The sequence below is a fragment of the Pseudomonas sp. 1121_17 genome (assembly GCF_052850745.1).
Genome location: NZ_VXCX01000003.1, coordinates 462009 through 477198, shown reverse-complemented (window position 1 = coordinate 477198; position 15190 = coordinate 462009). Strand labels below are relative to the sequence as shown.

Sequence of the window (15190 nt, the reverse complement as noted above, 5' to 3'; positions counted from 1 at the left end):
GCCACCTGACCTAAGGACACTCCATGCAAGACCAGAACTCGCCCGAGCGGTTACAGCGCGGCCTGAAAAATCGCCATATCCAGTTGATCGCGCTGGGCGGGGCCATCGGCACCGGGCTGTTCCTGGGCATTGCCCAGACCATCCAGATGGCCGGCCCCTCGGTGTTGCTGGGTTATGCCATTGCCGGCCTGATGGCCTTCCTGATCATGCGCCAGCTTGGCGAAATGGTGGTGGAAGAGCCGGTTGCCGGCAGCTTCAGCCACTTCGCCCATAAATACTGGAGCGAGTTCGCCGGCTTTGTCTCGGGCTGGAACTACTGGGTGGTCTATGTGCTGGTAGGCATGGCCGAGCTGACCGCAGTTGGCATCTATGTGCAGTACTGGTGGCCGGACTTCCCGACCTGGGCCACGGCAGCAATCTTCTTTGTGGTGATCAACCTGATCAACCTGACTCAGGTCAAGGTCTACGGCGAGATGGAGTTCTGGTTCGCTCTGGTCAAAGTAGTGGCGATTGTCAGCATGATCGGCTTTGGCGCCTGGTTGCTCACCAGCGGCCAGGGTGGCCCGGATGCCAGCGTCGCCAACCTGTGGCAATACGGCGGCTTCTTCCCCAATGGCGTCGGCGGCTTGATCATGGCTCTGGCGGTGATCATGTTCTCGTTCGGCGGCCTGGAGCTGGTCGGTATCACTGCCGCCGAGGCGGAAAACCCGCGGGTGAGCATTCCCAAGGCGACCAACCAGGTGGTGTACCGCATCCTGATCTTCTACATCGGTGCGCTGGCGATCTTGCTGTCGCTGTACCCGTGGCAAAAGGTGGTGCAGGGCGGCAGCCCGTTCGTGATGATCTTCCATGAACTGGACAGCAACCTGGTCGCGACCATTCTCAACGTGGTGGTACTGACGGCGGCGCTGTCGGTGTACAACAGCTGCGTGTACGCCAACAGCCGTATGCTGTTCGGCCTGGCCAGCCAGGGCGATGCACCGCATCAATTGCTCAAGGTCAGCCGTCGCGGCGTGCCGCTGACCGCGCTGGGTGTGTCGGCAGCGGCCACCGGTTTGTGCGTGGTGATCAACTACCTGATGCCGGGCGAAGCCTTCGGCCTGTTGATGGCGCTGGCGGTATCAGCGCTGGTTATCAACTGGGCAAGCATCAGCATCACCCACCTGAAATTCCGCAAGGCCAAGATCGCTGCCGGCGATACGCCGTTCTACCGCAGCTGGGGCCACCCGATTACCAATTACATGTGCCTGGCCTTCATCGTGTTGATCCTGGTGGTGATGTACCTGACTCCGCCGATCCGCATCTCGGTGATGCTGATCCCGCTGTGGATTGCCGCACTGGGCATTGCGTTCAAGCTCAAGAAGCAGCGCCAGGCCAAGCGCTGAGGTGTTTGCTGCAAGGCCTGCGCGGCTAAACCTGCGCAGGCCTCAGTGCTGGCGCCGCCAGGCGCGCACGGTGGTGTACAGCAGCGTCAGAGCAAGCAGCGGCAGCACGTAGAACAGCATCAGTTTCTCCAGCTTGCCCGCCAACGGCATGCCGGTGGTGAAGGTCACCACATGCAGGCCGTAGGCCAGGTACAGGCAGAGAAACACCAGCCCCTCGGCGCGGGTGACGCGGTAGCCGGAGTAGAACACCGGCAGGCTCAGGCAGGCGACGCCGAGCATCACCGGCAAGTCAAAGGCCAGTGCATTTGGTGAAATCGACAGCGGGGCAGGGGTGACCAGCGCGGTCGCGCCCAGCACTGCCAGCAAGTTGAACAGGTTGCTGCCGATCACTGTACCTACCGCTACTTCGCGCTCACCGCGCAGCGCCGCAACCAGCGCAGCGGCAAGTTCCGGCAGCGAGGTGCAGACGGCGACTACGGTCAGCCCAATGATCCGTTCCGACAGGCCAAGGTCAGTGGCCACTTCCACTGCGGCTTCCAGCAGCAGATGGCCGCCAATGCTGAGCAATACCAGGCCCAACGCGATCTGCCCCACAGCACCGCTCCAGAAGCGCAGGCGGCTGACCTCCAGGGCATTCGGTGCCGGATAAGTACGCGCGTAGTGGCGCGATTGGTGCCAGAGGATCAACAGATAACCGAGCAGCCCGAGCAGTAACAGCGCGCCTTCGAAGCGGCCCAGCTGGCCGTTGGCCGCGAGCAGGTAGACCAAGGCGCTGGCGGCCACCATCAACGGGATGTCCAGACGCACCAGTTGGCGCGACACGCGCAGCGGGATGATCAGCGCGGTAAAGCCGAGAATCACCAGCACATTGAAGATGTTGCTGCCGATCACGCTGCCGACAGCGACGTCAGGCGCACCTTGATAGGCCGCTTGCAGGCTGACAGTCAATTGCGGCGCGGTACTGCCGAAGGCAACCAGGCTCAAACCGATGATCAGCGGCCGCACATGCAGACGCGTAGCCAGGCGCAGGGCGGCGCGCACCAGCAGTTCGGCGCCGAGCACCAGCAGGACAAGGCCCACAGCCAATTGTAGGAGGCTGAAGGTGGGTAGGGTGGCGAGGTCGAAAATGGTCAGGCTCCCGTTGGCTCAGTCGCTCAGACCTTGTACCCGCACTCGCGCGGTTCCGCTACGGATCATGCCGATTTTTTCTGCGGCCGCGCGGGACAGATCGATCAAACGGCCACGGCTGTGTGGTCCGCGGTCATTGATGCGCACCACGACGCTGCGCTGGTTGGCCAGGTTGGTGACCAGCACTCGGCTGCCAAAAGCGAGGCTGCGGTGGGCGGCGGTAAGGCCGTGCTGGTTGAAGGGCTCGCCACTGGCGGTCCGTTTGCCATGATGGCGCGAACCGTAATAGGAGGCGGTGCCGGTCTTGTCGTAACCGCTAGGGTCGATATCGTGACTGGCGCAGCCGGCCAGCAGGGAGAAAAGCGCAAGTGCGCCAAGGGTATGCCGCATGCTCGCGTACGCTCCGCAAAGAATGAGTTGCCGGTGCACGGTCGTGGCTGACCGTGCACCGCGCAGGGCTTAGCCTTCGAGCTTGGCCTTGAGCAGTTGGTTCACCTGCCCCGGGTTGGCCTTGCCTTTGGAGGCTTTCATCGCCTGGCCGACGAAGAAGCCGAACATCTTGCCGCGCTTGGCTTCATCGGCGGCGCGGTACTGTTCGACCTGCTCGGCATTGGCTGCCAGCATTTCGTCGAGCATGGTCTCGATTGCACCACTGTCGGTGACCTGCTTGAGGCCCTTGCTGTCGATGATGCTGTCGGCGTCGCCTTCGCCTGCGGCCATCGCTTCGAACACCGTCTTGGCAATCTTGCCGCTGATGGTGTTGTCGCGAATACGCAGGAGCATGCCGCCCAGTTGCTCGGCGCTGACCGGCGCCTGGTCGATCTCGACACCGAGCTTGTTGAGCAGGCTGCCCAGCTCGACCATGACCCAGTTGGCGGCGAGCTTGGCGTCGCCACCAATGCGCACCACGGCCTCGAAGTAGTCGGCCTGTTCGCGGCTGGCGGCCAGCACGTTGGCGTCGTAGGCCGACAGGCCGTACTGGCTCTGGAAGCGTTCGACCTTTTGCGGTGGCAGCTCTGGCAGGCTGGCGCGGATGCTCTCGAGCAGGCTGCTCTCGATCACCACCGGCAGCAGGTCAGGGTCGGGGAAGTAACGGTAGTCGTTGGCTTCCTCCTTGCTGCGCATGGAGCGGGTCTCGTCCTTGTTCGGGTCGTACAGGCGGGTTTCCTGGATGACCCGGCCGCCGTCTTCGATCAGCTCGATCTGGCGCTGGATTTCGCTGTTGATGGCGCGCTCGATGAAGCGGAACGAGTTGACGTTCTTGATCTCGCAGCGAGTGCCGAACTCGACCTGACCCTTCGGCCGGATCGATACGTTGCAGTCGCAACGCAGCGAACCTTCGGCCATGTTGCCGTCGCAGATGCCCAGGTAACGCACCAGCGCGTGGATCGCCTTGACGTAAGCCACGGCTTCCTTGGCGCTGCGCATGTCCGGCTCGGATACGATCTCCAGCAGCGGCGTGCCGGCCCGGTTGAGGTCTATGCCGCTGGCGCCATTGAAGTCTTCGTGCAGGCTTTTACCGGCGTCTTCTTCAAGGTGCGCACGGGTGATGCCGACGCGCTTGATGGTGCCATCTTCAAGGGCGATGTCGAGGTGCCCTTTGCCGACGATCGGCAGGTCCATCTGGCTGATCTGATAGCCCTTGGGCAGGTCAGGGTAGAAGTAGTTCTTGCGCGCGAACACGTTGCGCGGGCCGATCTCGGCTTCGATGGCCAGGCCGAACATGCACGCCATGCGCACGGCTTCCTGGTTGAGCACCGGCAGTACGCCAGGCATGCCCAGGTCGATCAGGCTGGCCTGGGTGTTCGGCTCGGAGCCGAAGGTGGTAGCGCTGCCGGAGAAAATCTTCGACTGGGTGGCGAGCTGGGTATGAATCTCCAGCCCGATCACAACTTCCCATTGCATGTGTGAATTCCTCAGAAGCCGGTAGGGGCGCGGGTGTGCCAGTCGGTGACTTGCTGGTAGCGGTGCGCGACGTTGAGCAGGCGGCCTTCCTGGAAGTACGGCGCCAGCAGTTGCACGCCGACGGGCAGGCCGTCGACGAAACCGGCCGGCATCGACAAGCCGGGCAGGCCGGCCAGGTTGGCGGTGATCGTGTAGACGTCTTCGAGGTAGGCGGAGACCGGGTCGTTGCTCTTGGCGCCAAGCTTCCAGGCCGGGTTGGGCGTGGTTGGGCCGAGAATCAGGTCGACGTCTTCGAAGGCTGCCATGAAGTCGTTCTTGATCAGGCGGCGAATCTTCTGCGCCTGCAGGTAGTAGGCGTCGTAGTAACCGGCCGACAGCGCGTAGGCGCCAACCATGATCCGGCGCTGTACTTCAACGCCGAAACCTTCACCGCGCGAGCGCTTGTAGAGGTCGGTGAGATCCTTCGGATCTTCGCAGCGATAGCCAAAGCGCACGCCATCAAAGCGCGACAGGTTGGACGAGGCTTCGGCGGGGGCGATCACGTAGTACGCCGGGATGGCGTGTTGCATGTTCGGCAGGCTGATCTGCTTGACCACCGCGCCGAGCTGCTCCAGCTCCTTGACGCTGGCATGCACCAGGTCGGCGATGCGCGAGTCCAGGCCGGCACCGAAGTACTCCTTCGGCAGGCCGATGCGCAGGCCTTGCAGCGGCGCGTTGAGGTTGGCGCTGTAATCAGGCACTGGCTCGTCGATGCAGGTCGAGTCCTTGGTGTCGAAGCCGGCCATGCCTTGCAGGAGCAGGGCGCAGTCTTCGGCAGTACGCGCCATCGGGCCGCCCTGATCGAGGCTCGATGCATAGGCGATCATGCCCCAGCGCGAAACGCGACCGTAGGTCGGTTTCAGGCCGGTCAGGTTGGTCAGTGCCGCCGGCTGGCGAATCGAGCCGCCGGTATCGGTGCCGGTTGCCACCGGTAGCAGGCGTGCCGCCACGGCTGCCGCCGAACCACCGGACGAACCGCCCGGCACGTGCTCGAGGTTCCACGGGTTCTTCACCGGGCCGTAGTGGCTGGATTCGTTGGCCGAACCCATGGCGAATTCGTCCATGTTGGTCTTGCCCAGAGTCACCATGCCGGCGTCGGCCAGCTTGCTGACCACGGTGGCGTCATACGGCGCGGTGAAGTTGTCGAGCATCTTCGAGCCGCAGCTGGTGCGTACGCCCTGGGTGCAGAACAGGTCCTTGTGGGCGATCGGCGCGCCCAGCAGAGGGCCGGTTTCGCCAGCGGCGCGACGGGCGTCGGCAGCGCGCGCCTGATCCAGCGCGCGTTCTTCGGTGACGCTGATGAAGCTGTTCAGTTGCGGGTCGAGTTGCTTGATCCGGCCCAGCAGGCTCTGGGTCAGCTCCTCGGATGAAAACGACTTGTCGGCGAGTCCGCGGGCGATCTCGGCCAGGGTCAATTGATGCATGGCAGGTGCTTTCCCTTACTCGATGACTTTTGGAACCAGGTACAGACCGTTCTCGGTCGACGGGGCGATGGCTTGATACGCGTCGCGCTGGTTGCTTTCGGTAACCTGGTCGGGGCGCAGACGTTGGCTGGCCTCCAGGGGGTGGGCGAGCGGTTCGATACCGCTGGTGTCGACAGCTTGCATCTGGTCGACCAACCCGAGGATGCTGTTCAAGGCATCGGTGATGCGCGGCAGTTCGCCTTCATTCAGCCCCAGTCGGGCCAGATGGGCGATCTTTTCCACGTCGGAGCGTTGCAGCGCCATGGGAAATCTCCAGAAAAACCAAACGGAATAAGTTCCGCGATGAGGAACATGCCGGCAGTTTGGCGGTCATACAGCCGCGATCATCTGCAGGCTTGCTCGGAAAAACTGCCAATTTAACATATTGGCTCCTTGCCCAAAATCCCTGCCATTGTTAGAGTTTGCCGCACTTTTTTACCCACGCTTTCCCCAGGGTCACTTTCCCATGTTCAAGAAACTGCGTGGCATGTTTTCCAGCGATCTGTCTATCGACCTGGGTACTGCCAACACCCTTATTTACGTGCGTGAGCGCGGTATCGTCCTGAATGAGCCCTCGGTTGTTGCCATCCGTACCCACGGCAACCAGAAAAGCGTCGTCGCCGTCGGGACTGAAGCCAAACGTATGCTGGGCCGTACGCCCGGCAACATTGCAGCCATTCGTCCGATGAAAGACGGCGTCATCGCCGACTTCAGCGTTTGTGAAAAAATGTTGCAGTACTTCATCAACAAGGTTCACGAAAACAGCTTCCTGCAGCCCAGCCCACGTGTGCTGATCTGCGTGCCGTGCAAATCGACCCAGGTCGAGCGCCGCGCCATCCGTGAATCGGCGCTGGGCGCCGGTGCACGTGAAGTATTCCTGATCGAGGAGCCAATGGCTGCGGCCATCGGTGCCGGCCTGCCGGTCGAAGAAGCGCGTGGCTCGATGGTCGTCGATATCGGTGGTGGTACCACTGAAATCGCGCTGATCTCGCTCAACGGTGTGGTCTACGCCGAATCGGTACGGGTTGGCGGTGATCGCTTCGACGAAGCCATCGTTACCTACGTGCGCCGCAACTACGGCAGCCTGATCGGTGAGTCCACCGCCGAGCGCATCAAACAGGAAATCGGCACCGCCTACCCAGGTGGTGAAGTACGTGAAGTCGACGTACGTGGCCGTAACCTGGCCGAGGGCGTGCCGCGTGCCTTTACCCTGAACTCCAACGAAGTGCTCGAAGCGCTGCAGGAATCCCTGGCGACCATCGTCCAGGCGGTCAAGAGCGCCCTTGAGCAGTCGCCGCCGGAACTGGCTTCGGACATCGCCGAGCGCGGTCTGGTGCTGACCGGTGGTGGCGCGCTGCTGCGCGACCTCGACAAGCTCCTGGCACAGGAAACCGGCCTGCCGGTGATCGTCGCCGAAGACCCGCTGACCTGTGTGGCTCGTGGCGGTGGTCGTGCGTTGGAAATGATGGACAAACACGCAATGGATCTGCTCTCGAGCGAGTGATTCACGGCGCTGTTCAACGTCCGGTAATGATCGCCTGGTTTACAGGTAGCACTCGCAGTGCTACCTGTATGCGCTGGGTTGGCGTCCGTGGGGCGCTGTTTCCGTCAATTCGCAGCAGGCCGGTGCTCCGCTTCATGCCCAGTCACCTCCTGAATCGTCGTCCACGAGGAACGGCCCATTAAACCGCTTTTCTCCAAGGGCCCTTCGCTGGGCGTTCGTCTGCTGGTACTGGTGGTGCTCTCGGTTGCCTTGATGGTGGTCGACTCGCGCTTCGCCCTGCTCAAGCCAGTGCGTAGCCAGATGGGCCTGGTGCTGATGGAGTCGTATTGGCTCACAGACCTCCCGCAGCGCGTATTCCAGGGTGTCGCCAGCCAGTTCGGCAGCCGCACCGAGCTTGCCGCCGAGAACGAAAAACTCAAGACCGAAGCCCTGCTGTTGCAGGGGCGCCTGCAGAAGCTGGCGGCCCTGACCGAGCAGAACGTGCGCCTGCGCGAGTTGCTCAACTCGTCGGCGCTGGTCAATGAGAAGGTTGAAGTGGCCGAGCTGATCGGCGTCGACCCCAACCCGTTCACCCACCGTATCCTGATCAACAAGGGCGAGCGCGACGGCGTCTTCCTCGGCCAGCCGGTGCTCGATGCCCGCGGCCTGATGGGCCAGGTGGTCGAGCTGATGCCTTACACCTCGCGGGTACTGCTGCTCACCGACTCCACCCACAGCATTCCGGTGCAGGTCAACCGCAACGGCTTGCGCGCCATCGCCAGTGGTACCGGTAACCCGGAGCGGCTTGAGCTGCGCCATGTTGCCGACACTGCCGATGTCAAAGAGGGCGACCTGCTGGTGAGCTCGGGCATGGGCCAGCGCTTCCCGGCCGGTTACCCGGTGGCCACGGTCAACGAAGTGATCCACGACTCCGGTCAGCCGTTCGCGATTGTGCGCGCCATTCCTACTGCGGCGCTCAACCGCAGCCGCTATATGCTGCTTGTGTTCAGCGACCGGCGCACCCCGGAGCAGCGTGCGACCGAGGCAGCCATGGCCCAGGAAGAAGCTGATCGGCAGGGTACGGCGCAGCCGCCAGCCGCAGCTGCTACCGAGCAAGCCACACCTGCTGCCAGTGCGCCAGCAAGCACTGCGCCCGCCACCCCGGCTGCCCCTGCGGCAACGCCCGCGGTACCCGTCAATCCGGCTGCGACGCCTGCGTCGCCCAGCCAACCGCGGAGGCAATGATGGCCGGTTCGCGCAGTAGAAACGGTTGGGTCATCTGGCTCAGCTTCGCCATCGGCCTGTTGCTCAGCGTCTCGCCGATGCCGCAGTTCATGGAAGTGTTCCGGCCGATGTGGCTGGCCCTGCTGGTGTCATTCTGGGTACTCAACGTGCCGAACAAGGTTGGCATGACCACCGCCTTCGTGCTGGGCCTGGCAGAGGATGTGCTGTACGGCACCTTGCTGGGGCAGAACGCGCTGATCCTGACCCTGATCGCCTTCCTGGTGCTGTCGTTGCAGCAGCGCCTGCGCATGTTCCCGCTGTGGCAGCAGAGCCTGGTGATCCTGGTGATCTTCGGCATCGCCCAGTTGATCCAGTTGTGGCTCAGTGCCCTGACCGGCAATCGCCTGCCGACCCTGGCGCTGGTGTGGTCGGCAGTCATCAGTGCGCTGCTCTGGCCGTGGATCAGCTTTGCCTTGCGCGACCTGCGTCGCCGCCTGCACATCAACTGACCGGCATTGCCGCGCCTGACAGGGATATGTCCACATGAAGCCGCTCTATCTCGCCTCTGGCTCGCCGCGTCGTCGTGAACTGTTGACCCAGATTGGCGTGCCGTTCACCACCGTCAGCGCACCCATCGATGAAACCCCGCTTGCCGAGGAAAACGCCGAGGTTTATGTCGAGCGCCTGGCTCGCGCCAAGGCAGCTGCCGGACTGGCCCATATCACGGGTGCTGGTGTGGTACTCGGCGCCGATACTGCGGTGGTGCTGGATGGGCGCATTCTCGGCAAGCCTGAAAGCCGCGAACACGGCCTGGCTATGCTCGCTGAGCTGGCTGGGCGCGAGCATCAGGTACTTACCGCAGTTGCTCTGGATGATGGCCAGCAGGTCCGCAGCCTGTGCGTCGCCAGCACCGTACGTTTTCGCTCGATCAGCCCTGACGAGGCCAGCCGCTATTGGGCCAGCGGCGAGCCGCTGGACAAAGCCGGCGGCTATGCCATCCAGGGTTTGGCCGCGATTTTTGTCACCGCACTGAGCGGCAGCTATTCGGCCGTGGTCGGCCTGCCGCTCAGCGAAACCGCCGACTTGCTCGGCCAGTTCGGCATTCCCTGCTGGCAACTGCCAGCAGCTCAGGCAGAGGGTTGAACGCAGCGCTAGCCAGGGATCGGTCAGCGATCCATCATTACCCCAGACCTTTGATGAGAACCTGCCATGAGTGAAGAGATCCTGATCAACATCACGCCGATGGAATCGCGCGTGGCAGTGGTTGAAAACGGTGTTCTGCAGGAGGTGCATGTCGAGCGCACCCTGCGTCGCGGTATCGTCGGCAATATCTACAAAGGCAAGGTGGTGCGGGTTCTGCCGGGCATGCAGGCCGCCTTCGTCGATATCGGCCTGGACCGCGCGGCGTTCATTCATGCCTCGGAGATTTCCCAGCGCGAAGGCTCGGCGGTCGAGACCATCACTGCGCTGGTGCATGAAGGCCAGTCACTGGTGGTGCAGGTCACTAAGGATCCGATCGGCACCAAGGGCGCGCGGCTGACTACTCAGCTGTCGATTCCGTCGCGCTATCTGGTGTACATGCCGCGTAGCAGTCACGTCGGTATTTCGCTGAAGATCGAGGACGAAGCCGAACGCGAGCGCCTCAAGCAGGTGGTCAACAGCTGCATCGAGCAGGAAAACGTCAAGGACGCCGGCGGCTTCATCCTGCGTACCGCTGCCGAAGGCGCTCGCCAGGACGACATCCTTCAGGACATCCGCTACCTGCGCCGGCTGTGGGAGCAGATCGCCAGCCAGATCCAGACCTGCGGTGCACCGACGGTCATTTACGAAGACCTCGGCCTGGCGCTGCGGACCTTGCGTGACCTGGTCAACCACAAGATTGAGAAAATCCGCATCGACTCGCGGGAAACCTTCCAGAAAACCACGCAGTTCGTCGGTGAATTGATGCCGGAGATTGCCGATCGCCTCGAACACTATCCGGGCGAGCGGCCGATCTTCGACCTGTATGGCGTCGAAGACGAAATCCAGCGTGCCCTCGAGCGCAAGGTGCCGCTCAAGTCTGGTGGCTACCTGGTGGTCGATCCGGCCGAGGCGATGACCACCATCGACGTCAATACTGGCGCCTTCGTCGGCCATCGCAACCTCGAAGAAACCATCTTCAAGACCAACCTCGAGGCGGCCACGGCGATCGCCCGCCAGCTGCGCCTGCGCAACATCGGCGGGATCATCATCATCGACTTCATCGACATGGAAGATCAGGAGCACCAACGCCAGGTGCTGCGCACCCTGGAAAAACAGCTCGAACGTGATCACGCCAAGACCAACATCATCGGCATCACCGAGCTGGGTCTGGTGCAGATGACCCGCAAGCGCACCCGCGAGAGCCTTGAGCAAGTCTTGTGCGAGCCGTGCGCGGGCTGCCAGGGCCGCGGCAAGCTGAAAACCGCCGAAACCATCTGCTACGAAATCTTCCGCGAGATCCTCCGTGAAGCGCGGGCTTATCAGGCCGAGGGCTACCGTGTGCTGGCCAACCAGAAGGTGGTCGATCGTCTGCTCGATGAAGAGTCCGGCAACGTTGCTGAGCTGGAAGCGTTCATCGGCCGCACCATCCGCTTCCAGGTCGAGACCATGTACTCCCAGGAACAATACGATGTGGTGCTCCTCTGACGCGTCCTGAAAACCATCGCCGGTTGGCGAAAGTCGCGCTTGCAGCCATAGTTAAGGCACGTTTTGGAGGGCCATGGCCATGGAACGTCTGACCCGCGTTCTGAGCGCCTTGACCCGTTGGGGGCTGGGCTTGTGTGCCTTGCTGGCGGTGCTGGTGGCGCTGTATGTGAGCATCGGCCGGCAACTGGTGCCGCTGGTGGCAGAGTATCGCGCCGACGTTGAGAGCAAGGCTGAGCAGGCCCTCGGCATGCCGGTACATATCGGCGCACTGGAAGGCCGCTGGAGTGGCCTGGCACCGGTGCTGCGTGTGCGTGATCTGCAGCTGGGCGAGGGCGCCGATGCGCTGCGCCTGGATGACGTCAAGGCCGTGCCTGATCTGTGGGCCAGCCTCAAGGCCCGCGAAGTGCGCCTGGCGCGCATCCAGCTGGGCGGCCTGCAGTTGATTCTGCGCGAGGATGAGCAGGGCTCCTGGGCGCTGGAAGGCCTGCCCAAGCAAGACGACGCCCCGCTCGACCCTGCGCAGTTGCTGCAGCGCTTGCAGCAGCTGGGGCGGATCGATGTATTCGATAGCCAGGTCACACTGCACCCCTGGCAGCGCGATCCACTGACCCTCACTTACGTCAGCGTTGGCTTGCAGGCCGGCGCCTCGCGCCAGGCGCTGGATGCACGGGCGACCCTGCCCGATGGGCAGCCACTGGCGCTCAATCTGCGTAGCCGTGCCACGGCTGATAACTGGCGCGATGGCTCCCTGGACGGCTACCTGAGCCTGCCGCAAAGCGACTGGTCGCACTGGCTGCCACCCAAGCTGCTTGGCCAGTGGCGCGCCGAAGCGCTGCGCGCGGGCGGCGAATTCTGGGTAGGTGTGCGCAAGGGCCAGTTGCAGCACGCAAGTGTGCGCCTCAACGCGCCGCACCTGCGCGGTGCCTACAGCAGCCGCAAGCCCGTCAGCCTGGATGACCTTGCCTTGTCCGCCTGGTTGCAGCGTGGTGAGGACGGTTACCAGCTAGTGCTCGACTCGGTGGCGGCTAGCATCGGCAAGCTGCGTTGGGAAACCCACCTGCAAGCCCGACAGCACAGCGCTTCGACACCCGTCGAAGACTCCTGGCAGGTCCAGGCCGACACCCTCGACCTGACCCCTCTGACCCCCTTGATCAATGCTTTGGCGCCGTTGCCGGACAACCTCATGGCGGTGGTCGACGGGCTCAAGGTGACCGGCGCGCTGCATAACGTGAAGCTGGATATCCGACCCAAGGCCGAAGGTGATCAGCGCCTGCAGTTTGCCGCCAACCTGGACCGTATCGGCTTCAACGCCTACCACGGTGCACCGGCGGCGGGAAACGTCAGCGGCAGCATCAGCGGCGACCTCGGTCATGGCGAACTGCGCCTGGATACCGACGCGTTCATGCTGCATCTGTATCCGATCTTCGCCAAACCCTGGCATTACCAGAAAGCCAATGCTTTGCTCACCTGGCGCCTGGATCAGGAGGGCTTCACCCTGATCGCACCGTACCTCAAGGTACTTGGCGAAGAAGGCAAGATCGCCGGCGACTTCCTGATCCGCCTGCTGTTCGAGGAAGGCCGCGAAGACTACATGGACCTGCGCGTCGGCCTGACCGAAGGCGATGGTCGCTACACCGCCAAATATCTGCCCGAAGTCCTTAGCCCGGCCCTCGATGAATGGCTGCGCAGTGCCATCGTCAAAGGCACTGTGGATGAGGGCTACTTCCAGTACCAAGGTTCGCTGAACCACGATGCCACCCCCGAAGCGCGCAGTATCAGCCTGTTCTTCAAGGTGCGCGACGCGGCGCTGGACTTCCAGCCGGGCTGGCCTCAGGTGCAGCAGGTGGCCGGCGATGTGCTGATTGAAGACAGCGGCGTGCGCATCAAGGCCCGGCAAGGCCTGTTGCTCGACACCAAGGTCAGCGATGTCACGGTGAACATCCCCCACGTTGACGCTGGCCAGGACAGCCATCTGTACCTGACCGGCAACTTCGCCGGCCCGCTCAGCGATGGCCTGAAGATCCTCCAGGAGGCGCCTATCGGCACTGCTGATATTTTCGCTGGCTGGGAAGGTGAAGGCCCGCTCAAGGGCAAGCTCAACCTCGATATCCCAATGGCACACGGCAAGCTACCCAAGATCAAGGTCGACTTCAGCACCGCTGATGCGCGCCTCAAGGTCGCGCCGCCGGAGCTGCAACTGAGCAAGCTCAAGGGCGATTTCACCTTCGACCTGGACAAGGGCCTGAGCGGCAACAACATCAGCCTGCAGGCCTTTGGCAAACCGGTCACCGCGCAAATTGTCGCCGAGGGCCAGCCCGGTCAGATGCAGACCCGCATCAATGCCTCTGGCCAGGTCGCGTTGAAGACCTTGACCGACTGGCTGCAGGTCAAGCAGGCCTTGCCTGCCAGCGGCGAGATTCCCTATCAGCTGCAGCTGAGCCTGGGCAGCCGGGACAATCGCCTGACCGTCGACTCTTCGCTCAAAGGCCTCAGCATCGACTTACCGGCGCCCTTTGCCAAGGCTGCCCAGGATACCCGTGACAGCCGCTTCAGCATGACCCTGCAAGGTAACGAGCGACGCTTCGATGCCCGCTATGGGGACAGCACACGCTTCGCCTACGCAGCGCCGGGCGGCAAGCTTGACCAAGGCCGCGGCGAGCTGCTGCTGGGCGCGGGCGAGCCACAACTGCCTGGTGGCAAGGGCCTGCGCGTGCGTGGACGGCTCGACACACTCGATCTTGACGCGTGGCAGCAGCAGGCACAGCGCCTGGCCGGCGATGACCCCGGTGGCAGTGCCCGGCAGACTCTGCAAAGCGTCGATCTGAGCATCGGCCAGATACAAGCTTTCGGCACCCAGCTGAACCAGGCCGTAGTACGCCTGGCCCGTGTCGCCAGTGCCTGGGACCTGCGCCTGGACAGCCGCGAGGTGATCGGCAACGCACGCATTCAGGATGCCAAGGCGCAGCCCATGGTGGTCAAACTGCAGAGCCTGCGCCTGCCACCGGCCGATCCAGCGCAAGCGCAGGACGACAATGCCCCCGACCCGCTGGCCAGTTTCGACCCGCGCAAGGTCCCTGCGCTGGACCTGAGCATCGACAAGCTGTATCGCGGTGATGACCTGTTCGGTTCGGTAGCGCTGAAATTGCGACCGACCCCGCGCGGCGTATCTTTCAATGGCGTCGACCTGCTGATCAAGGGCCTGCACATCGATGGTAATGGCGCCTGGGAAGGTCTGCCGGGCAGCACTGCGAGCTGGTACAAGGGCCGTCTGGATGGCAAGAACCTGGCCGATGTGCTGCAGGGCTTTGGCTTTGCGCCAACGGTAACCAGCCGCGACTTCCATCTGGATGTCGATGGCCGCTGGCCTGGCTCGCCGGCCTGGATCGACACCAAACGCTTCTCCGGTAGCCTCGATGCGTCGTTGCGCAGTGGTCAGTTCGTCGAGGTCGAGGGCGGCGCCCAGGCGTTGCGCGTGTTCGGCCTGCTCAACTTCAACTCGATCGGTCGGCGCCTGCGCCTGGACTTCTCCGACCTGTTCGAGAAGGGCCTTGGCTATGACCGGGTCAAGGGCCTGCTGGTGGCTAGTGAAGGCGTTTACGTGACCCGTGAGCCGATCACTGTCACCGGGCCGTCCAGCAACTTCGAGCTCGATGGCACCATGGACATGGTGCGTGATCGCATCGCTGCCAACCTCCAGGTCACCCTGCCGGTCACCAACAACCTGCCGTTGGCAGCGTTGATCGTCGGCGCGCCGGCCATTGGTGGTGCGCTTTTTCTGGTCGATCAATTGATTGGTGATCGAATTTCGCGCTTTGCCAGCGTGCACTATCGCGTCGATGGCTCGTGGAAAGAGCCTAAGATCACCTTTGTGAAACCTTTCGAAAAGTCTCGCTAGG

At 63.0% G+C, this 15190-nt stretch carries 12 protein-coding genes; 7 read left to right on the top strand and 5 right to left on the bottom strand.

Annotated elements, in window-relative coordinates; genetic code table 11:
- The first annotated feature begins 23 nt into the window (after positions 1-23).
- Positions 24-1385 (top strand): amino acid permease, encoded by a 1362-nt coding sequence (locus FW789_RS09780; protein WP_103436161.1) that lies wholly within the window; start codon positions 24-26, stop codon positions 1383-1385.
- 42 nt (positions 1386-1427) lie between these two features.
- Here FW789_RS09780 and FW789_RS09775 read toward each other — a convergent pair whose 3' ends face one another.
- From FW789_RS09775 to gatC, 5 genes are all read right to left on the bottom strand, one after another.
- On the bottom strand, positions 1428-2471 hold the full coding sequence (locus FW789_RS09775; protein ID WP_150570817.1) for a calcium/sodium antiporter: 1044 nt from the start codon (positions 2469-2471) through the stop codon (positions 1428-1430).
- Positions 2472-2531: 60 nt separating this feature from the next.
- Positions 2532-2903, bottom strand: a complete 372-nt coding sequence (locus FW789_RS09770) for a septal ring lytic transglycosylase RlpA family protein (RefSeq protein WP_101316814.1) — start codon at positions 2901-2903, stop codon at positions 2532-2534.
- A 69-nt stretch (positions 2904-2972) separates the two neighbouring features.
- Positions 2973-4418: an Asp-tRNA(Asn)/Glu-tRNA(Gln) amidotransferase subunit GatB gene (gene gatB / locus FW789_RS09765; RefSeq protein WP_103436164.1), complete on the bottom strand. Its 1446-nt coding sequence runs from the start codon at positions 4416-4418 to the stop codon at positions 2973-2975.
- Positions 4419-4429: 11 nt separating this feature from the next.
- Positions 4430-5881 carry an Asp-tRNA(Asn)/Glu-tRNA(Gln) amidotransferase subunit GatA gene (gatA, locus tag FW789_RS09760; RefSeq protein WP_186697478.1) on the bottom strand — a complete coding sequence of 484 codons (1452 nt, stop codon included), beginning with the start codon at positions 5879-5881 and terminating at the stop codon, positions 4430-4432.
- Positions 5882-5896: 15 nt separating this feature from the next.
- Positions 5897-6184, bottom strand: coding sequence for an Asp-tRNA(Asn)/Glu-tRNA(Gln) amidotransferase subunit GatC (gene gatC, locus FW789_RS09755; protein WP_101316820.1), 288 nt, complete (start codon positions 6182-6184; stop codon positions 5897-5899).
- Positions 6185-6386: 202 nt separating this feature from the next.
- Between gatC and mreB the strand changes: the two genes are divergently transcribed.
- The 6 genes from mreB to FW789_RS09725 all read left to right on the top strand — a co-directional run bounded on the left by mreB (position 6387) and on the right by FW789_RS09725 (position 15189).
- The gene (mreB, locus tag FW789_RS09750) at positions 6387-7424 is read left to right on the top strand and encodes a rod shape-determining protein MreB (protein ID WP_003255163.1); all 1038 of its coding nucleotides are present in this window, start codon (positions 6387-6389) and stop codon (positions 7422-7424) included.
- 207 nt (positions 7425-7631) lie between these two features.
- Positions 7632-8648, top strand: coding sequence for a rod shape-determining protein MreC (mreC, locus tag FW789_RS09745; RefSeq protein ID WP_189691576.1), 1017 nt, complete (start codon positions 7632-7634; stop codon positions 8646-8648).
- On the top strand, positions 8648-9136 hold the full coding sequence (gene mreD / locus FW789_RS09740) for a rod shape-determining protein MreD (RefSeq protein WP_103436168.1): 489 nt from the start codon (positions 8648-8650) through the stop codon (positions 9134-9136). Before mreC ends, mreD begins: the two co-directional genes overlap by 1 nt.
- 34 nt (positions 9137-9170) lie before the next feature.
- Entirely contained in the window at positions 9171-9770 is a 600-nt protein-coding gene (locus FW789_RS09735) for a Maf family protein (protein WP_446431380.1), read from the top strand.
- 66 nt (positions 9771-9836) lie between these two features.
- Positions 9837-11294, top strand: coding sequence for a ribonuclease G (rng, locus tag FW789_RS09730; protein ID WP_101316828.1), 1458 nt, complete (start codon positions 9837-9839; stop codon positions 11292-11294).
- Between the two features lie 73 nt (positions 11295-11367).
- The gene (locus FW789_RS09725) at positions 11368-15189 is read left to right on the top strand and encodes a YhdP family protein (RefSeq protein WP_446431379.1); all 3822 of its coding nucleotides are present in this window, start codon (positions 11368-11370) and stop codon (positions 15187-15189) included.
- Position 15190 lies beyond the last annotated feature (1 nt).